Origin of the sequence: Sphingomonas sp. 37zxx (genome assembly GCF_000786205.1) — a bacterium.
Lineage (GTDB): Bacteria > Pseudomonadota > Alphaproteobacteria > Sphingomonadales > Sphingomonadaceae > Sphingomonas.
On the sequence record NZ_JROH01000048.1, the window covers coordinates 1 to 20950 of the forward strand.

Genomic DNA, 20950 nt, shown 5'->3' on the forward strand with positions numbered 1-20950 from the left:
TATGTCGAGGGGTTATTGGAAGTGCCCAGCTTGCTCACCGATCCCGGGCGGAACAGCGTTTTATACAGGTCGACGGGGGTCTGCTTTGCGGCATCGGCATAGCCATAGCCCCGCGCCAGGATCACCTCTCCATCCTTGACCACGGTGACCACGGCCCCCGCAATATCGCCTCGCCGCAGCGCCGAGGGGATATAGCCATCAAGCCACGGCTCGAGATCGGCCGCGCCAAGCGCCTTGCCGGCAGTCGCGACCGCACTCGCTCCAGGGACGACAGCGGGCACGAAGGTTGGTGCCGCGGCGGGGGCGGCGGCCCTGCCAGGTACCGCGCCCTTGGGCGCGGCCTGCTGCGCCGTGGAAGCCGCGCTCAGCAACAGCAACGCTGCCGCCCCGATCTGCATGATGCGCCGCATAATGTTTGTCCCCATGATCGTGCGATGACCTAACCGTATCGATCGCCGCTGCCCGGCGATCAGCCTGACCTTAGAAAGCGAGGTCGAGCGCGACGCCGACGGTCCTGGGTTGCAAGGGGACGATCCCAAAGAAGCTGGGCCGGTTGAGGCCATCGGCCAGCAGAGAACGCGCCATTTCGCCGTCGTCGTTCAGCAGATTGCGGGCATAGGCGCGCATCGTCCAGTGGTCGGCGAACGTCACCGATGCATTGAGATCGACCGAGGTGTAGGGCCTCGCGCGCGCCGCCAGCGGATCGCTTTCGACTCGCGACAGCCGGCTGGACGCATGCCGCACCCCTGCCCCGACGGCGGCGGATGCATCCGCGCCCAGATCGAACGCATAGTCGAACCGCAGCATCGCGCTGAATTCGGGAACCGCGGGCAAGCGGTCGTCCTTCAGGCCGTTGATCTCGGGCACGCTCTCGGACAGCGTGGCATCGGTATAGGAACCGGTCCCGGTAAACGTCAGCCCGACTGCGGGGCGGACCAGCAGCGACCCTTCAAAACCCTTGCTCACCGCCTTGCCGCCATTGGCCTGGCCGGATATTCCGCCGAACGACCGGACGACCTGGATGTCGTCCCAATCCATGTAGAATATGGCGACGTCGATCGAGGCCAATCTGCCGGCAAGGTCGGCCTTCAAGCCGACCTCGTAATTGGTCAGCTTGTCCGAATTGACGCTGGAGGGCAGGCCCGGCGCGGATACGTTCGGGCCACCGGGACGATAGCCGTTGGCAACCCGCGCATAGACCATCGCTGCATCGCTGAAGCGGAATTGGGAGCTGATCGAGAAGGTGAGCACATCCTCGGCCGACTCGCCCGATCGTTCGGCCGGGGCGACGATGATGCCCTTGGTGGATTGGCTGAACGTCTGCTCGTTGCGAGCCCAGCGCAGTCCGCCGGTCACCTCAAACCCGCCGCCGACGCGCAGCGTGCCGTTGGCAAATACCGCATATTCTTCGTACACCGCCGGCAGCGCGATGACGGCGAGCGGATCGAATAGGGCAAGCGCCTGCCCGGCCTTGTCGAAAGCGCGAACCAACTGCGCGTTCGTGCTGTCCTCGTGGGTGTAAAAGCCGCCGACCAGCCATTCAACGCTGCCCCCGCTGGGGGAGGCGACACGCAATTCCTGCGTGAATTTCTTGAGACCCAGATCGATTGTGAACGGCGTCAGGCCCGGCGCAATCGCACCGCCGGTGAGCAACGGAAACAGCGTGCCATATTGATAGCTTGCATCGGTGACCCTGGTGGAGTGCGCCTCGCTATAGGTCGTCACCGATGTCAGCGCGGCACCGCCCAGATCGTAATCGATCGCGGCGGCATAATGTTCCAGATCGAACTGATACGGCTCGGCCAGGAAATTGTTGAACGACCGCCCATTGGCCAGCCGGGTGCCGGTCAGGTTTTCGGCATACATGCCATTGCCTTGGGCATCGATGGATTGCCAGATACTGCTCAGCTTCACGCTGAGATCGTTAGTCGCCCGCCAAAGCATCGCCACGCGGCCGCCAAGTTGTTCGTAAGCGTTCTGATCGTCGAGCGCCGGGTTGTTGACGCTGTCTACCCAGCCGGGGGTGCTGCGCCACGAGAAGCTGGCACTGATGCCAAGCTTACCCTCGATCAGCGGCGCGTTGACCATGGTTTGCGCAGCCCAGCCCAAGCCGCCGGCGCCATCGATCGAAAATCCCTCAATCCCGGCGCGCATCGACAATGTCTTGGTGCTGGGTGCGACGGTCACATATTTGAGCAGGCCGCCGATGGAGCTGGCCCCGTACAGCGTTCCTTGCGGACCACGCAGCACTTCGACCCGCTGAATATCGTAGGGCAGCAGGTCGAGCGAAAACAATCCGGCGCGGCTGTAGATGCTGCTGGCACCCACGGGCGCGTCATTGAGATAAATCCCCACCGTCTGCGCCGAGCTCAACGGCGCGACCCCGCGCAACGTGATCTGCGTCTGGCCGGGGGTGCCGCTGTTGACGGCCTGCATGCCGGGGACCAGGGCGGCATAGTCGGTAAGCGAGGATGCGCCCTGCGCCAACAGCGTCTCACCATCGACCACGCTGATCGAAATCGGCACATCTTCGATATTCTGCGCGCGTTTTTGCGCGGTGACGACAATGACCGATGCTTCGTCCTCGATAGCCGCCGCATCCTGCGCCATTGCCGCCTGGGCGCTGGCCAATGCGAACAGGCCACTTGAGATAAAGAGCATCGTTTTCAATCGCTTTCCCCTTTTCGCTGCTCGCCCCGGCCCGCCGCCGGCGTCGCGTTTTCCCATGGATGCGGCGCGCAGGAAGCCATGGCCAGTCGCCCGGCCAATCCCCTGGCGCCCTCCTCCCGAAGCGCATGTGCAGGCAGTGCCGCGTGTGATCGCGGTCTATGCTGCCGACGACACATTGAAGTCAGAAATGTAACCTTGCGTCAACTGAGACAGATATGTAACAGAACACGGCGATCGCGAACGGCCTTGCTGCCATGGGCTGGGCGGCTAATCATGGCCTGAATCGAAACGGTCTAGGAGAGCGCGCGATGCTGGATATGGGCGATACGTCGCAGGATCTGCTGCAGCGGCTGAAGGACAATCTGGACGCCTTCACGCCGACCGAGCGGGTGATCGCCAATTTCATCCTGATCAACCGCGGCGGAATCGCGTTCGAAACCGCCAATTCGATCGCGGCCAAGCTCAACGTCAGCTCGATCATGGTCGGCCGCTTTTCCCGAAAAATGGGCTATCGCCATTTCAAGGATCTGAAATCGGGCCTGCGCATGACCATGTCGGGGGTGCCGTGGCTGGTGGGCGACGAAGTCGCCGCGCTGAACAAGCAGGATCCCAGCAGCCGCAACAAGCGCAGCCTAGAGCTAGAGCTTGCCGCCATCATCGAAGTCTATGAAATGGCCGAAAGCGAAGGCTGGAAGCAAATCGTCGCGCTGTTGGCGAACTGTCCGCAAGTCCATATCGCCGGGTTCCAGACCGAACGCGGCATTGCGACGATCCTTGCCCATACGCTGCAATATGCTCGCACGGGCATCACACTGGTCGACTCGACCGCGGGCAATTATCACGAGATTTTTGCAGCCGGGCCGGGCGAGCGCTGTGTAGTCATCATCGACCGCCGCCGCTATTCGCAACAGGCCTATGACCTGGCGGCAGGGGCAAGCCGGGCGGGACTGCCGGTGATCATGATCACCGACAAATTCTGCGACTGGATCCGCAAATTCACCCCCAATGTCATCGCGGTGTCCACCGAAGTCGACCTGTTCTGGAACTCGCAGGTAGCGATGAGTTGCGTCGCGAACCTTTTGTTCAACGATGTCGTCAGCACGATCGGACCAAAGGTCGAGGAGCGGCTGCACCTGCTTTCGTCGCTATATCAAACGCATGTCGGGCATGTCGGGGCAAAACCCGTGCGCAAGCGCAGCCTTGGGTAGCAAGCAATGATGGGCTGACATTGACGCGCTGCGCGCAGGCGACCGTCGAACGCGCGTCGGTCGTGCGATGTTGCGGCCTGTTGTCAGGTCCATGGCAGATGAGGCAGTTCACCGCCGACCTGCGCGGCGAGCTACGCAGTGAGCGTGTCGTCGGGCAGATCGCTGGCACAAGGCTGCGGCCTACCAAGCGCCTGCAACAAGAAGCCCCGAATGCGGCACGCACATTACCGCACTGCAGCAACGCATCGGTCGGTTGCTTAGCCAGCCCACACCGACGTTTCACTATGGGCCAGAGCCATATTTCGCCCGCCGCGGCATGCCCTCCCGTCAACTAGTTATTCGCTCGCGCACAAGACCCGCGGCCAGTTGAATGGCTCAATCCTCGAGTGTCGGGAGCGCCTGAAACGGCAGGTGGCGGCGGCGGGGATCACGAATTCGGGGGAAGATATGGCGAGCCGATTGAACGCGCGACGTTTCGTTTTTGCAGCCGGCGTATCGCTGGCGACCTTGACGCCCAGCCTTGCAGCCGCCCAGCAGGGGCCGAGTCCCGCGCCGGCCGACGGCGCGGACACGCCTGAACAACGCTCTGACATCATCGTCACTGCCTCCAAGCGCGATACGACACTGCAGGACGCGACACTGTCGGTCACCGCCATCAGCGCCGACACGCTCAAGGAGGCGAACATCACCGAAATCACCGGGCTCAACGGGATCGTTCCCGGCCTGGTCGTCGCGCGCAGCGGCGGTGGCGAACGGCTGATCTCGATTCGCGGCATCGGGTCGGAAACCCCCGCAAATGCCAACACCCAGCCCGGCGTGTCCTATCATGTCGATGGCGTCTATATCTTCAACTCGGTGGCCGCGAACGCCGCCTTTATCGACATCGGCCAGATCGAGATTCTGCGCGGACCGCAGGGCACGACGTTCGGCCAGGGATCGACCGGCGGCACGATCAACGTCGTCACCAACCAGCCGTCCACCGCCGATTTCAGCGGCGCACTCAGTGCAGGCGTCGGCAATTACGGGCTGACAAAGGGTGATGCGTCGATCAATATTCCGCTCGGCCAGTTCGCCGTGCGCGGTGCGGTCCAGTATCTCAAGCGCGACGGCTATGCGGTGGCCACCGGCGTCCCCGGCACCACCGAATATGACCTCGACGATCAAAACGAAATCGGCTGGAAACTAGCCGGCCTATGGCAGCCGACCGCCAATTTCTCGATCCTGCTCAATACGATCCAGTATGAAAGCGATACCAACGGCCCGGCGCAGAAGAACATCCTCGATCCTGATCCCGATCCGCGCCGCCTGACCCAGGATTATCCCGCGCGCTCGATCATCGATACCGAACTCTATTACGGCGTAGCCCGGCTCGAGACCGATTTCGCGGTCATCAAGTCGATCACCAGCTTTCAGAAGCTCTACAGCCGGCAAGCGTGGGACGCCGACGGCCTGACCGCCGATCTCTTCCAGCGCAATCTGCTCGGCGGATACCGGCCACCCAGCGCCACCACCCCTGAGCGGCTGGGCGCACGCTATGACCATGTTCCGCTGTGGCAGCAGAATACCGAAAGCTGGACGCAGGAAATCAACCTTGCATCGAACCAGGACGGCCCGTTCAGCTGGATCGCCGGCGGGGTATATCTGTGGTCGAAGAATTCGCAGTATATCGTCGAATATCGGTCCACCGGCGGCGATCCCTATGCCCCGCCGCTGCCGGTCGACACCCCGTTCAACAGTCCGCTGGTGCCCGCGATCACCTATGCCGAACTGTCCGAAATCACGCGGAACGCCTATGCTGGATATGTCGAGGCTTCGTACAGCCTCACCGATGCGCTGAACCTCACGGCGGGCATCCGCTACAACCATGACGAATATACCGGCGTATCGGACACGATCGGCGGAGGGCCGACGCTCACTTCGGGCGCGTATCTTCAGCCGACTCAGTCCCCAGGGCTCACCACCGGCAAATGGACCGGCAAGGCGGCGATCGACTATAAGTGGACGCCCGACAACATGGTCTATTTCAGCTTCACGCGGGGGTTCAAACCGGGTGGCCTCAACGCCTCGGCCAGCAACGCAGCCCCCCAATTGCTCGGCTTTGCCAACGGCATTCGCCCCACTTACGCGCCCGAATCGGTCGACTCGTTCGAACTGGGATCGAAGAACAGCTTCGGCGGCGACACAGTCACGCTCAATCTCTCGGCCTTCTACTACGACTATAAAAACCTTCAGTTTCTGGAGGAAGACGCCATCCTGTTCGGCGAGGGTATCTCGAACGCCCCAAGCGCCGAAATCTATGGCATCGAGATCGAAGGTGCCTGGCGGCCCGACGATCATTGGAGCCTCGAGGGCACCGCATCGTTCACCCGCGGCAAGTTCAATGCCGATTATCTGGCGCTCGACCCTGCCGAAGCCGCACTCGCACAATATGCCGCCGGCTATTTCGGCGTCGGCGAATTCTTCGCCAATTTCTTTCCGGCATCGCTGGCGCGCGATTCTGCGCGGGAAAACATCAACGGCAATAATGTGCCCAAGATTCCCAAGTTCCAGGGAAGCACGACACTGGGTTATGTCGATACGCTGGGTGCCGGCGTACTCACTTCAAAGGCGACACTGATCTATCGCGGCGAATATCAATATCGCCTGTACAACAACTCGGCCGTCGACATTACCCCGGACTATCTGCAGGCCAATCTGTTCGTCCAGTATCAGCCCAATAACAGCAACCTGAGTTTCAGCCTCAGTGTCACCAATTTGTTCGACGAAGCCGGCATCAATTCGCGCTTTTCCGATCCCTATGGCAGCGCGCAGACCTCCGACACCTTCATCCCGCCGCGGCAGGTTCTGGGATCGATCGGCTATCGCTTTTAGCCGACCGCCGGCGCGGAGCAGGGAAACCTCTGATCGACCGGGTGTCGCTCCTACGCCGCAATCAATTGTTCGGGCGCGACCAATCAAGCCTTGGTCGCGCAATTGCCTAGTCTGGAAATCACACAAACCAGGCACACGAAGGAGGCGACAGCGATGTCACGCGAACACGGGGTCCTGATTGCAGTGTCGTTGGGGTTCTTCTTCGTCACCGCAACGACGTTCACGTCGCTGGGGTACGTCCTCTACACGATGGTGGCCGATCTTGGCTGGTCGCACGCTGCGGCTGGCACCAGCTTCGCGCTGCTGGGGCTGGCATGCGGCCTCAGCAGCCCCTTGCCGCCGCTGCTGATCAAGCTGGCCGGTTCGCGGATGACCTTATTTGGTGGCGCGCTCGTACTCGCCATCGGCTTCGGCCTGGCATCGATCGTCGACAGCATCGCGCTCTTCTTCGTTGCGACCGCGCTGATGGGGGTTGGTTTCTCGCTGATCGCGCCCTCGCCAGGGGTCTTTCTGATCGCCACCTGGATGCCCGAACGATCGGCCCGGCTTCTGGGGGTTTACTTCATGGCGGGGTCGCTCGGCGGGGTCGCTGGACCGTTGATCGTCAGCAGCATCGTCGGCCTGACGGGCAGTTGGCGGCTGCATTGGGCGGCGATGGCCCTGGCGGCGCTGCTGCTGGGCGTCGTCTTCCTGTTCACCGTGCGCGACGCAGTGAAGGTCGAGAACGCCGAACAGGTCAAGAATGCCGGCATCGCCCCGGTCGCAGCGCCCGCCGCCACGCCCTGGACCGTGCGCCAGGCAATGCTGACCCCCAGTTTCATGCTGATCGCACTGGCGATGATGATCGTGCAGACGGTCGTCACTTCCATCCACTCGGTGCTGGTCACCCATGTCGCCAGCCTTGGCATCGGCGGCGCGGCGAGTGCCGGCGCGATGGCGATGAGCCTGCTGGCGCTCAGCGGCACCTTCGCCAAGGGGATTACCGGCGCGCTGACCGAACGGCATGACGCCAAGCAACTGCTCGTCGGCGGTCTGGTGCTGCAATGCGCGGCGCTGATGTTGCTGGCGGTCGCGCACACGCCGACGATCGCCATTGTCGCATCGCTGCTGTTTGGCGTCGGCTGGGGCCTGTCGTGGCTCAGCGCGCATGTCCTGCTGCTTCGCTATTTCGGATCGGCAATCGCTGGCGACCTTACCGCGATGGCGACGATGGCAACCACTTTTGCCGTGCTCGGGCCGCTTTCCGCCGGATGGGTAGCCGACACCAGCGGTAGTTTCGTGCCGGTGTTCTGGGTCTTTGCCGGGCTGCTTGCCGCCGTCGCCGCCAGCACGGGGCTGCTGCTCGGGGTGCCCAGGCCGCGCAGGAGCCCCGCGCCGGCCGCGCTCCCGGCAGCCAACGACCAGCCGCTCGTCGCCGCCGAATGACCCAGGGTCTGCTGCATTTTTCCAGGATTATCGCATGACCATCTTGTCCGATCAGTTCTTCGACAGCTTCGAAAGCTCGACCCGCGCGACGATCGAGGCCGAGACGCTGCCGCCTGCCTGCTACATCGACGAGGAATTTTATCGCTTCGAAAAGGACGCGCTGTTCTACCGCGAATGGCTGTGCGTGGGACGCGCCGAATGGCTGAAGGCACCGGGCGACTATTTCACCACCACCCACGCCAACGAACCGCTGATCATCGCGATGAACCGGTCGGGCGAAGTACGGGCGATGTCATCGGTATGCCAGCATCGCGCGATGCTGGTCGCCGAAGGATCGGGCAACACGCGCGGGTTCATCTGCCCCTATCATCACTGGTCATACGACCTTGACGGCACACTCAGCGGCACGCCCGCAATGGGAAAAACCTGCAATTTCGACAAGAAACAGCACAGCTTGCCACGACTTAAGGTCGAGATTTGGCACGGCTTCATCTTCGTGAACTTCGATCATGAGGCGGTATCCCTGGCCTCACGGATGCAGGCGATCGAGCCGGTGGTGGCGCATTACGATATGGCGCGGCTGCGCGGACCCGCCCCGATGAGCCAGGAGCTTGCCTGGAACTGGAAGGTGCAGTTCGAAAACAACAATGACGGCTATCACGCCAATCGGCTGCACAAGGGGCTGCACGATTACGTCCCCAGCGCGCTGGCGAGCTTTCCCGAAGTCCCCTCCGGCACTGCGGGCTATTATCGGCTTAACGGTTCCACTCACCGCAATGCCGGCTTTAACCCGACGCAGAAGGCGCTGTTCCCGATATTTCCCGATTTGACCGAGGAAGAGCAGCACCGGCTGTTGTTCGTCAATCTGCCGCCATCCTTGTCGCTGGTCATGCTCAACGACGTGGTCATCTACATCATCATGGATGCGCGTTCGGCGAGTACGCATGGGCTGACGTTCGGCAGCCTCTACCTGCCCGAAGCGATCGAGGATCCGGCATTCGAGGAGAAGCTTGCCATCAACGACGAGTATACAGGGCATATCGTTGCGCAAGACCTGCACGTCGACCTGCTGATCCAGCAGGGGCTGAACTCCCGCTTCGCCCCGCGCGGCCGCTATAGCTGGCAGGAAGATGCCCAGCGCCAGTTCAACCAATGGCTGGTCGAGCGCTACTGGGACGAATGGGGCCGGCGGCGCGGCCCGGGCGCACCCGTCGCGCAGATCCAGCGCGCTTCCTGACCCGTCCCGCTTCTGCCCCGTTTCGTCGGCATCGCCGCACCCCCGGGGGTGCCGCCCGCGCCAGCATGGATGACCAATAATGACCAACACGTTGATCTTCGTCGATCTCGCCAGCGACGATCCTGCCGCTGCCGGGCAATTCTACGCTGACGTCTTTGGCTGGGAGAACGACGCCCGGCCACAGGGCGTCTATCATCGGATGGTGCCGGGGGGCTTCTTCAAGCAGAAGGACGGCAGCGACAGCCAGATCGGCAATTTGCACCTGGGCATTTTCGATGCGGCGAACGCGCGTCCGCATCCGGATCCCAGTGGCGTTGCCCCGCGCAGCCTGTCGCAGCAAGGTCGCAAACCTAGGATATGGATCCTGATCGGCGACGACGATAGTGCCGATCATATCCTGCGGACCGCCGAGGATCTGGGCGCGACCATCCTCTGGCGCGATCATTATTGGTCCGAGTTCAACGGCTACAACCACGCTTTCGCCGATCCTTGGGGCAATGAGATCCTGCTATGGGGAAAAGCTGGCGAAGCGCCGGAAATTCCTGCGGAATTCACGCGCGAATGATGCATCTGGTGCCGGCACGCCAAGTGGTTGTGCGTCGCAGTGCAAGACCGGTCGACGCGCGCACGGCTATCTGAAGCACGTCGGACGAGAACGTGCATCGACCGAAATGGGGGCTCCTTTGGTACGATTATCGATTGGTACGGGTGCGGCATGAAACGTTTGCCTATTGCATTCTTCGGTCACGGCAGCCCGATGATCGCGCTCGAGGAAAATCACGTCACCGCAACCTGGGCCGCGATCGCAAAGCGGATCGAGCGCCCGCGAGCGATCCTGTGCGTATCGGCGCATTGGTTGACCAACGGCACGGCGGTTACCGGCATGGCCACGCCGCGCACGATCCACGATTTTGGCGCATCCTTTCCCAAGGCATTGTTCGACGTCGAATATCCAGCCGCCGGCGACCCGGCGCTGGCACTGCGCATCCGCGATCTGCTCGCTCCGATGCCGGTAACCGTCGATACCGGCTGGGGGCTCGATCACGGTACCTGGTCGGTGCTCCGACACTGTTTTCCCGATGCGAGCATTCCGGTGGTCCAGTTAGGCATGGATATCGCCAAGTCGCCCGAACAGCATTGGCAGATCGGCCGGATGCTCAGGCCGCTGCGTGACGAAGGCGTGCTGATCATCGGCACCGGCAATATCGTCCACAATCTGCGCGAAATGGATTGGCAGCATCCCGATGCCGAACCCTATCCCTGGGCCGCGCGCTTCAATGCAGCGATGCTGCGGGCCGTCGTCGAAGACCGCCCCGAAGCCGTGATATCCTACCAGTCGCTCGGTGCCGACGCATCCCTGTCGGTTCCCCATCCCGACCATTTCTGGCCACTGATTTACGTGCTGGGGGCGCGCCACGCGGGAGAGGCGGCTACCCTCGACCCCGACTTCATCCACCATAAGTCGCTCGGGATGACCAGCATCCTGCTGGGATCAGCTTGATCTGCCGGCAATGACCAGACGTTCAACAGGGAATTCTCCATGGGTCTGATACTCCCGCATGGCGCGATCCGCGATGCGATCCAGCCGACCGCGCTGCATCACCTGCGGGCCACGCCCGAAACGGTGCACTGGGGCTTTTTCTCCCCCGACATCGGCCCCGCGCTCACGGTGCGCAGTGGTGACCTGATCCAGGCGCAGGCGGTTACCCATCATGCCGGCGACGATCCGGCGCTGATGTTCGACGATGAGATCCGCCGCATCTTCGACGAGGTCGATCCCCAGACCCGCGCGCCCGGCTGCCACATCATGACCGGCCCGATCTTCATCGAAGGTGCCGAACCCGGGGACATGCTCGAAGTGCGCTATTTCGAAATGGTCCCGCGCTTCAACTACGGCTCCAATCTTCAGGCGAACTGGGGCCATCTCTATCAGGAATTCGGCGAGACCGAACGGGTCACCATCTATCGCATCGATTCCAACGCCAACACCGCCAGCGCGCTTTACGCCTATGACGTTGCGGAAAAATACATCGTCCCCGGCCGGATCACCAATTGCCCTGCCTGCGATCGCCAGCCCGCCTTGCCGGGCATCACCATTCCGGCGCGTCCCCATCTGGGCACCGCCGGGGTCGCCCCCGCGGTCAATAAGCCGGTCAGCACCATTCCCCCCGGACTGCACGGCGGCAACATCGACAATTGGCGGATCGGTGCCGGCGCGCGCATGTATTATCCGGTGCAAGTGGCCGGCGGACTTTTCTCGATCGGCGATCCGCACATCAGCCAGGGCGATGGCGAAATCAGCGGCACCGCGATCGAGGCCTCGCTCGACGTCCTGTTCCAGATCGTGCTGCGCAAGGATTTCAGTTTCCCTTCGCCGCTTTTGGAAACCAGCGATTGCTGGATCGTCCACGGCTTCGGTGCCGATCTCGACGAAGCGATGAAGCATGCCTCGATCGACATGCTGCACCTGCTGACCGAACACCAAGGGCTGTCGAGGGTCGATGGCTATTCGCTGATGAGCGTCGCCGCCGATTTCGGCGTCACCCAGGTCGTGGACGGAACGCAGGGGATTCATTGCCGCATCGACCGGCAAATCTTCGGTGGCAAGGGGACGGTGCGTGATCCGATCTGACCGCCGGCACCGTATCGCCGGGCGCTGACGATGCTGTCCCGGTTGCGCGTCGATCCGTTCCTGCTGCTGTTGCTGGCGGTGCTCGCACTGGCGGCGTTGCTGCCCGCGCGCGGAACCATCGCCGCCGGGCTCGATCCCGTCACCGGCGGAGCCATCGCCTTGCTGTTCTTCCTGCACGGGGCCAAGCTGTCGCGCGGCGCGATCCTGGCCGGCATCGGTGCCTGGCGGCTGCACTTGATGGTGCTGCTCACCACCTATGGCGTGTTTCCGCTGCTGGGCGTCGCGATCGTCGCGGCATTGGGCGGGGTGATCGACCGGCTGGTGGCGATGGGGATCATCTATCTGTGCATACTACCCTCGACGGTTCAGTCCTCGATCGCCTTCACCGCGATCGCGCGCGGCAATGTGCCGGCGGCGGTCTGCAGCGCGTCACTGTCGAACATCCTCGGCATCGCGCTGACGCCGTTGCTCGCGGCAGTCATGATCGGCGGCCATTCGAGCGGTAGCGGCCTGTTCGTCAGCGCATTCACCGCGATCGCCACGCAGTTGCTGCTGCCCTTTGTCCTTGGCCATCTGGCGCGGCCATGGGTGGGCGGCTGGATCGATCGACACAAAAAGCTGGTCATGCGCGTCGACCGCGGCGTCATCCTGCTGATCGTCTATACCGCGTTCGGCGCCGCCGTGGTCGAAGGGCTGTGGACCCGATTGTCGTTCGTCGATGCCGCGGTCATCGGCGCAATCTGTAGTTTGCTGCTCGCTGCGATCCTCGGCTTCACCCGCCTGCTCGCGGTGCTGACCCGCCAGCCGCGCCCCGATGAAATCGTGCTGATGTTCTGCGGATCGAAGAAGAGCCTGGCGAGCGGGGTGCCGATGGCAGGCGCGTTGTTTCCGGCGGCCGAAGTCGGCCTGATCATTCTGCCGCTGATGCTGTTCCACCAACTCCAACTCATCGTCTGCACCGCGATCGCGGGCCGCTACGCGCGGATCGACGAGCAATCAAAGGGATCGAGCCATGTCCTCCGCAATGCTTGACGTCCGGCCGATGACCAAACACATCGGTGCCGAAATATTCGGCGTCGACCTCGACAAACCGCTGTCCGAGCAATTGATCGGCGAGCTCCACGAAATCCTGATGACGCATCAGGTCATCTTCTTTCGCGACCAGCATCTCAGCCATGACGGCCACAAGCGGCTGGGCCGCTATTTCGGCGATCTGGCGCTGCATAGCGGGGTCGCGGGCCTTCCCGATCATCCCGAGATCGTGGCGATCCACGCCGACGCCAACAGCACCTATATCGCCGGCGACAACTGGCATTCGGACCTTAGCGAATATGCCGAGCCGCCGATGGGGAGCATCCTATACATGCACACCCTGCCCGACACCGGCGGCGATACGCTGTTTTCCAGCATGTATGCGGCCTATGACGCGCTATCGCCGGCGATGAAGGCTTTTCTCGATCCGCTCACGGCGGTGCATGATTCCAACCACATCTATCGCGAACTGTTTCCGGACATCGAGAAAACCTATCCGCGCAACGTCCATCCGGTGGTCCGCACGCATCCGGTGACCAAGCGCAAATGCCTGTTCATCAGCGAATCCAAGACGACTCGGATCAACGAACTGTCGAAGCCCGAAAGTGCGGCGGTTCTTCGCTTGCTGGCCGATCATGTGAAGGATCCCAATTTCCAGGTGCGCTTCCGCTGGCAGCGCAACTCGGTCGCCTTCTGGGACAATCGCTGTACCCAGCATTTCGCGGTGTGGGACTATTTCCCTGAGACCCGGTCGGGCACGCGCGTCACCATCGCCGGCGACAAACCCTATTGAGGCCCGCCTGGCCGGAATGACGAATCGCGTTTCAGGTCGCTACGAAACTTCCGTCACGATCAGGCGGTGAACAGCGCCTTGCGGATGATCGCATGGACACCCCAATTGCCGTTCACCACCTGCGACACGCCGAAATCGACCCCGACCGACAGCAGCGAGATCGCTTCGTCCTCGCTCAGCCCCTTGGTCGTCATCAGGAACCGGCGCGCCTTGCGAAACGCATCACGCATGGCGGCGTCGATCGTGCTTTTCTTATACACCTCGCTTTGTGCGTCATCGCCCAGTTCCTTAAGGTAATCGGCATGGCTGAAGCCGATAATGACCCATTCGGTCGCGGTTTCGATCAGCGGATAGTCAAGATCGCGCAGATGATCGCGCAACTCGCTGGCCGGGTGCAGCACCACCTGGATCAGCGCGTCCATCGAACATTCGATCGCGGTGCCGCACAATTCGGAATCGCCCTGCGATGCATGCGGGTCGCCCAGCGACAGCAGCCCGCCCGACACCTGCACGGGCAGGAACACGCTCGATCCCGGCCCGGTGCGCCAATTGTCGAGATTGCCGCCAAAGGCATTGGGCGGCACTGAGTCCACCAGCCCGGGATGCGCCGGCGCGAGCGCGATCACCCCGAAATGCGGCCGGATCGGAATCTCGACATTGCGCAAGATGTCGTAATTGCGCTCGATCGTCGCGGGATCGACCGGGACACCGGGATAGTCATAGCGAACATGTACCCGGCCCGAGGGATCGGTCTGCGGCGTCCAGCGGAAATTATACACCGCATGGGCGCACGGGGGGCGACCGCCACCGCTTTCCACCTCATAGATCGTGATCACCTCGCGCTGCTTGGGTTCGGTCAGCAGGTCGCCATAGTGAAACCCCCAGAAGGTCGCGGCGTTGCTGCCGAACGCCTTGCCCGCAAACCGTGGATTTCCGCTTTGCCGCGCCTTCAGATCGAGGATCCGAACCTCGATCACATCCCCCGGTTCGGCACCGTGAATGGCGATCGGACCAGTGCAGATATGCACACCAAAGCCCTCACCCGGCCCCCGCCCCACCGCGCTCGCGTCCATTGGCCCCGCCCCGCGCCGGTCGATCGCCTTGTGTTCATGGTCCCAGTAAAACACGCTTTCGGCCGCCGCATCGCCCTCCACCATCCGCTCGGGATCGTCATTGGCATGGTGGGTCAGCGTCTCGATCGTGACGAAATCCCCCGAACGCACCTTCAGCACCGGCTTTAGCGCGCGGCTGAAGAAGCCCCAATGCACAGTGTGCGGGCTGGCGGGCAGGTGGTGGTGGCGAACCGGCTCGACGATGGGAACCACATCTTCGCCGCCAAAGATCTGCGAATCCTCGGCTTCCTCGGAGTCCACCTCGACTTGGGGTGCCGGGTCAGGATGCGCCCGATCGCGCCGGGTCGGGCGACCGCGTCGCGGCATGTCGGGGGACGGATCGTCACCCAGCCCTTTGCGGAATTCGCGCGGAGACACGCCATATTGTTCGCGAAATGCCCGGCTGAACGATGCCGAATCGTTAAACCCCCATTGGAACAGGATATCCGATATCGATTTCTGCACATGCAGCGGGCTGCGCAGGTCGAGCCGGCAGCGCTCGAGCCGCCGGACCTTGACGTAGTGGCCGAAACTGTCGTCGATCGATTCGAACAGCTTTTGCAGATAGCGCGGCGAAATGCCGTGTTCGCTCGCAATCTGCTGATAGTTCAGATTGGGATCGCTCAGCCGCATTTCGATCGTCTGAAATATCCGTTCCAGCAACACCGCGCGCATGCCTGCCGCGCCACCCATCGCCTTGACCGACGCATTGGCCAGCAGGCTGGTCAGCATGAACTCGGGCAGCGCCCATTCGATCGGCCGGGCCTGGTCTGGTGAAATTTCGGTGATCGTGTCGGCCACCGATCGCAATATCCCTGAAAGCACACGTGTCGCGGCGCTTTCGGTGCCGATCTGGCGCGGGTGATCGGGCAATGAAGGCTTCAACCGCGTCGTGATCACCGCCGGCGGCAGGCGTACCACCAGCGCGCGATTGTCAGCCGGAAAATGCAGCTTGACCCGCGCTTCGCTGCGACCGGCGATCAGGTCGCCATCGGCGAGGTCGATGGTGCTGGTCGCGGTCGAAACACGCGCCGTGCCGTCGAGCAGCAATGCCAGCCAGGCAGCGCCGGGCTCCTCGGCGAAATCGATCCCCCAGCACTGCGCGTTCCCGGTCAGCCGGATGAAATCGATGCCCTGACTACTGCGAAAATGGATCAGTTCGCCATAGGGATCGTCCTGCGCCTCGTGTAGCGTGATCGACAGGCGTTGAAGTGCGAAGCGCCAGGCGTCTCGGCGTTGCTCTCTGGGATACGCATTGGTGGTGAATCGCAACGAACGTTAAGTCCTTGGTTACGACATCCTGCCCCGGCCTTGCATGGGTTGTCACCGCGCTTGGGCCGAATGCTAGACAGGGCTATCGAAGGCGGTCAATCCTATTCTCCTGCGCGTCCGAACGGCGTTGCGTCATTACCGTACACCGATGTCGGCGCGTCCCCGTCCACCGCGCCGGTTACACGGCCGCAAACCGCCAGCATGGTCAGCGCATAGATCAGCGCACTCGACGCCATGTCGGCGGGCGTCGGGCGCCAACGCGGCATCCCGGTGGTGATTGCCGGGATACGCTGCATGTTGAAGACATTATGGTCACGCCACATGCTCGAATAGACCGGATTTGCGCGCTCGACCGGGGTGCCGCGCGCCAGGCGTGTCGCAGCATCCACCGCACCCACCAGCGGGGCGACTTCGGTATCGTCCGCCTCGAAACCATGCCGCACCACCACGGGATCTACGTCAAAGTCGTCCAGCTCGATCCCGCGCATCGCCGCGACGATTCCGTGCATCGCGTCCGCCGCCTTTTGCCGCGGCCCCAGCGACACATCCAGATAGAGCGCGCAAACCTCGGTCCCTGCCCCGAAATCCATCGGCGCGCCGCCACGAACCGATGCGATCTGTACCTTGGGTACCGAGCGACCGCCGCGGGCGTCGCGGACCGCGCCTGCCTCCCATGTCCGCCCCCAGCGGTGCAGCGCTTCGATCACCGCCCCCAGCCGATAGATCGGGTTGGGATGATCCGCCGCGTCTTCGGGCGCTTCGAGGATCGGCGTGAATACACCCTTCCCATAGATCTGAATGCGAAACAGCGCATAGCCGCACCCGTTCCAGGTCACGCCGAAATCAGTGCCTTCGGCGGCGATGGCATAATCGGGGGCGATGCCGCCGTGGTGAAACAGATAATGCGCGCCAATATCCTTGCCCAGATAGGCGACGCCTTCATATTCCTCGATCGGCTCCGGCCCGATTTCCCCCGGGCACGCGGTCAGCCAGGTCTTGCCCGCCAGCGCGATCCCGGCCTTTTTCAGTGCCTTCGCCGCGATCATGAAGCACGACATCGGCCCCCGGTCGTTCGAGATCGGATAGCCGCGCAGCTTGCCATCCTCATCCAGCCAGCATTGCGTCCATTCGGGATCGGCCAGGGTGGCGGGGCGATAACGGAAACGGTCCTGATGCGCGATCCCGCTGGGGCTTTCGGTATCCAGATGGGCGGTCATCACCAAATTGGGTCCGGTGCCATGGCCGCCATATTCGCCAATGATGTTCGGACGGTCGGGCGTGGCACCCACTTTGCGCGGTCGAAACCCCTCGCGTGCCAGCCATTCGAACACGAACTCCGCCGCCGCTGCCTCGCTGCGCGAGGGTGCCGGGATATTGCCCAGCGCCAGCGCGAGCGCCACCAGTTCGTCGCTGTCGATCGCCGCCGCGATCGCATCGCGCTCGGCCTCGCTGACGCGGTAGGGGGCAAGCGAGGCGTCGGCAAACGGCACTGCTGGCGGATCGGGATCGCCGGTCATGAACATCGGTCCTGCATCGGGGTCGCGGCCTGTCCCTTGGGTCACGCTGGCTGGATCGCCAGCGGCGCTTCGCTGGCCTCCTCCGGCAGGTCGGCAGTGCCGTAGCGCGGCAGCAGCAGCAGCAAGGCTGCGCTTGCGGTCAGCGCCGCACACGCGGCGATGATGGCGATGCGATAGCTTCCCTGCGTGTCGAAGCTGTAGTCCAACAGCACCGGGGTCACGCCCTGCGCGGCGATCACCGCCGAATACATCACTCCGATGATCGCGCCGAACGCGCGGGTGCCGAAATAGCGCGCGACATAATAAGGCAGCGCCCCATATTGCGCGCCCATCCCGATTCCCAGCAACAAACCCCCGGCAATCAGCACCGCGCTGCCATCACCGAATTGCAACAGCGCCAGCCCGATGATCGCCATCGCCACCATCGGGATCACCACCTGCGGCGACTGTACCCGATCGAGAATGCGCCCGCTTGCGATCTGCCATGCCGATGTCGTCAGCGCAAAGACGCTCAGCACCGCGGTCGCCAGTGCGACCGCATAGCCACGATCTGTCAGGATCGGAACGACATGGCTGAAGATCGCGGTGGTGCATCCCGCACCCGAAGCAATAGCCAGCAGGATTACCCAGAAATGCGGCCGTCGCATCGCCTCGCCCAGTGCCAGGCCGGGACCGCCACCGATTGCCCCATCGCCCCGCTCGCCCCGCGCCGCCGCCGCGCCTGGCGCGTCGCGCAGCAGGATCAGCAGCGTCGGCAATCCGATCAGCAGCACCATCGCCGCCACCGCCAGATAGCCCGCACGCCAGCCATGATTGGCCACCACGATCGCAGCGACCACCGGAAACAGCACGGCACCCACGCCGTTGCCCAGGCCCGCGCTGATCCCCAGCGCAGTGCCGCGCCCGGCATCGAACCAGTCGGCGATGACCTTCGAATAGATCGGTGTCGATGCGATGCTGCCGAACAGGCTGATCGCCAGGAACGTCGCATAGAATTGCGCCAGCGAAGCCGTGGTCAGCGACAATGCCGCCACCGCCAGCCCGAACAGTGCCAGCCCCGGGATCAATACCCGGCGGGCGCCGTGGCGGTCGGCGACACGCCCGGCGAGCGGATAAACGACCGCCCCGGTCAGCGCCATGATGCCGAGCACCACTGAAATCGAAGCGCGCGGCCAGCCGAAAGCCTCTGACAACGGCAGCAGGAACAACCCGAACACCGCATGGATCGCGGGCGTCATGCTCACCGCATTGCCGACCGTGCACGCCACCAGCACGCCGCTTCGCGCGGTGTCGCCGGTGCGGCTCACAATACTGGCCAGAGGCTGGGGGTGGTCTGCTTCACCCGCGCGAGCAGGCCCGCGCCTGCGACCTCGACGGCATGGTACAGCTTCTCTTCGTCGATCAGCGTCGAGCGATAATGGTCGATCACGCGCCTGCCGTTCACCCACACGCTGTGTACGCCGCGTCCGTCGGCCGAATAGACTAGCTGGTTGACCACGTTCAGCAGCGGTCGCCATTCGGGGCGGTTGCGATCGTGCAGCACGAAATCGGCCTTCTTGCCGGGTTCGAGCGAGCCGATGCTGGCCCCAAGCCCAGCGCCCTTCGCGCCGTTGATGGTGCCCATCTCGAGCACGCTATACGCCGAAAACAGGCTGGCGTCGCGGCGCGAGTCCTTGAACAGGCCTGCCGTCACGAACATCGCGCGCATCAGATCGGCGGCATTGCCGTTGTTGTTGCCGTCGGTGCCCAGTTGCAAATTGACCCCCGCTGCGGCCATTTCCGGGAATCGGCCGACCGCAGTGGCACCATAGGCCCCTTTCATCGCGGTCATCGGGCAATGGGTGATGTTGGTGCCGCTGTCGGCCAGCGCCGCCACTTCCTCTTCATCGAGGTGAATCGCGTGGGTCAGCGAAAGCTGCGGCCCAAGCACGCCGATGTCGCCCAGATGCGCGATCGCGCGCCGCCCGGTGGTCGCGAGGTAATATTCGGGGTCGGCGGGGTCGGCGCTCATGTGCGCGGTGACGCCGGCCCCATGCTCGCGGGCAAGCGCGGTCGCTTCGCGCCATAGATCGTCGGTCGCGGTGTCGTGCCCGACCAGGCAGGGCCACGCAGCCAGCAGAGGCTCGCCCGCGGTAGGATGGCGCATCAATTCGGCCTCGATCGTGGCGACTGCCTCGCGGGTCAGCGTCGCCTGATCCTGATCGGGCGCATAAGCCCGATCCTGCACCCATTGGCCCACTCGCCCGCGAATCCCCGTGCTCGCCAGCGTCTCGACCACCGCGTCGAGGTTCAGGATCGTCCCCGCCTCGACGAAGCAGGTCGTCCCGGTGCGGAGCATTTCCAGCGCCGCCAGCGTCGCCGATACCTGCTCGTCCTGCACCGACTGCGCCAGATAGGCGGGGATCAGCCAGTCGAACACGTTGGTGCGCCAATCGGCATCGTCGGGCACGCTGCCGCGCGTGATGGGTTCGCCGGTGATATGCACATGGCAATTGACGAAACCGGGAGTCACCACGAACCGGTCCGTGCCGTCGATCACCTCGCGCGCTACCACCGCCTGCTCCACCACGTCCGACGGCCCCACCGCGACGATCCGGTCGCCCGCGATCGCCAACGCGCCGTTGCGATAGATCCGGCGCTGCGCATCCATCGTCACGACCCAGCTGTTCTTGATCAGCAGGTCGGCGGTGATCGGTTCAGGATGGTCCATGCTACCTCGAATGCGTGATCGGAAGGGGGGCCCGGCGCGGGCCAGGTCTGCGCGCGGCCGATCCGCTAGGGATCGGCGCTCTCTCCAGGCAGATCGGCGTTCAGCCGAAAGGCATTGCCCTCAGGATCGCGCAACACCGCCATCAATCGCCCGAAATGCGTCGCATAGGGCGGCCGGGCCACCGTCGCCCCAGCATTGACCGCGCGGGTGACGGCCGCCTCGATCGCGGCGGCTTCGAACGGGCCAAAGGTGATGATCGAGCGCAGTCCGACCGGGCAAGCCTCGTCGCCCAGCCCCGACAGTGCATAGGCACCGTCATAGGCGAAACCGATCCGCGTCCCCCCGCCCGCGAGTTCGCAATAGCGCGGCAGGTCGTCCACCGCGGTCTCCAACCCCAGTGCATCGGCGTAAAATGCTGCCAGCATCGCCGGATCACGCGCGAAGAAGGTGATCGCGTCCACCTTCATGTCT

General features: G+C 63.4%; 16 protein-coding genes. 9 read left to right on the top strand and 7 right to left on the bottom strand.

The features are described from left to right. Positions 1-410: serine hydrolase (locus QU44_RS14310; RefSeq protein WP_033923050.1), on the bottom strand; the 410-nt coding region annotated here is incomplete at its 3' end. Positions 411-480: 70 nt separating this feature from the next. After that, on the bottom strand, positions 481-2661 hold the full coding sequence (locus QU44_RS14315; protein WP_033923051.1) for a TonB-dependent receptor: 2181 nt from the start codon (positions 2659-2661) through the stop codon (positions 481-483). Positions 2662-2978: 317 nt separating this feature from the next. On the opposite strand from QU44_RS14315, the gene QU44_RS14320 reads away from it, so the two are divergent. The 9 genes from QU44_RS14320 (at position 2979) to QU44_RS14360 (ending at position 13868) form a co-directional block, all read left to right on the top strand. Then, on the top strand, positions 2979-3878 hold the full coding sequence (locus QU44_RS14320) for a MurR/RpiR family transcriptional regulator (RefSeq protein ID WP_033923052.1): 900 nt from the start codon (positions 2979-2981) through the stop codon (positions 3876-3878). Between the two features lie 459 nt (positions 3879-4337). Next, complete coding sequence (locus QU44_RS14325) at positions 4338-6749, top strand: TonB-dependent receptor (RefSeq protein ID WP_033923068.1); 2412 nt, start codon at positions 4338-4340, stop codon at positions 6747-6749. A gap of 153 nt (positions 6750-6902) precedes the next feature. Further along, entirely contained in the window at positions 6903-8174 is a 1272-nt protein-coding gene (locus tag QU44_RS14330) for an MFS transporter (protein WP_231621754.1), read from the top strand. Positions 8175-8208: 34 nt separating this feature from the next. Next, the gene (locus QU44_RS14335) at positions 8209-9411 is read left to right on the top strand and encodes an aromatic ring-hydroxylating oxygenase subunit alpha (RefSeq protein ID WP_033923053.1); all 1203 of its coding nucleotides are present in this window, start codon (positions 8209-8211) and stop codon (positions 9409-9411) included. 79 nt (positions 9412-9490) lie between these two features. Continuing rightward, the gene (locus QU44_RS14340; RefSeq protein WP_033923054.1) at positions 9491-9976 is read left to right on the top strand and encodes a VOC family protein; all 486 of its coding nucleotides are present in this window, start codon (positions 9491-9493) and stop codon (positions 9974-9976) included. 150 nt (positions 9977-10126) lie between these two features. Beyond that, a complete protein-coding gene (gene ygiD / locus QU44_RS14345) occupies positions 10127-10912 on the top strand; it encodes a 4,5-DOPA dioxygenase extradiol (protein ID WP_033923055.1) in 786 nt (261 codons plus the stop codon). Between the two features lie 39 nt (positions 10913-10951). Continuing rightward, entirely contained in the window at positions 10952-12043 is a 1092-nt protein-coding gene (locus QU44_RS14350) for an acetamidase/formamidase family protein (protein WP_033923056.1), read from the top strand. A gap of 30 nt (positions 12044-12073) precedes the next feature. After that, a complete protein-coding gene (locus tag QU44_RS14355) occupies positions 12074-13075 on the top strand; it encodes a bile acid:sodium symporter family protein (protein ID WP_033923057.1) in 1002 nt (333 codons plus the stop codon). Beyond that, positions 13056-13868, top strand: a complete 813-nt coding sequence (locus QU44_RS14360) for a TauD/TfdA dioxygenase family protein (protein ID WP_033923058.1) — start codon at positions 13056-13058, stop codon at positions 13866-13868. The genes QU44_RS14355 and QU44_RS14360 overlap by 20 nt, the downstream gene beginning before the upstream one ends. A gap of 59 nt (positions 13869-13927) precedes the next feature. Here the strand turns inward: QU44_RS14360 and QU44_RS14365 are convergent, their stop codons facing one another. From QU44_RS14365 to QU44_RS14385, 5 genes are all read right to left on the bottom strand, one after another. Next, positions 13928-16252 carry an acetamidase/formamidase family protein gene (locus tag QU44_RS14365; RefSeq protein WP_033923059.1) on the bottom strand — a complete coding sequence of 775 codons (2325 nt, stop codon included), beginning with the start codon at positions 16250-16252 and terminating at the stop codon, positions 13928-13930. 101 nt (positions 16253-16353) lie between these two features. Then, positions 16354-17814 carry a peptidase M20 gene (locus QU44_RS14370; protein ID WP_231621755.1) on the bottom strand — a complete coding sequence of 487 codons (1461 nt, stop codon included), beginning with the start codon at positions 17812-17814 and terminating at the stop codon, positions 16354-16356. Further along, on the bottom strand, positions 17811-19076 hold the full coding sequence (locus QU44_RS14375) for an MFS transporter (protein WP_231621756.1): 1266 nt from the start codon (positions 19074-19076) through the stop codon (positions 17811-17813). Before QU44_RS14375 ends, QU44_RS14370 begins: the two co-directional genes overlap by 4 nt. Then, positions 19073-20479, bottom strand: coding sequence for an amidohydrolase family protein (locus QU44_RS14380; protein ID WP_033923061.1), 1407 nt, complete (start codon positions 20477-20479; stop codon positions 19073-19075). Before QU44_RS14380 ends, QU44_RS14375 begins: the two co-directional genes overlap by 4 nt. 65 nt (positions 20480-20544) lie before the next feature. Beyond that, positions 20545-20946 carry a VOC family protein gene (locus QU44_RS14385; protein WP_033923071.1) on the bottom strand — a complete coding sequence of 134 codons (402 nt, stop codon included), beginning with the start codon at positions 20944-20946 and terminating at the stop codon, positions 20545-20547. Positions 20947-20950 lie beyond the last annotated feature (4 nt).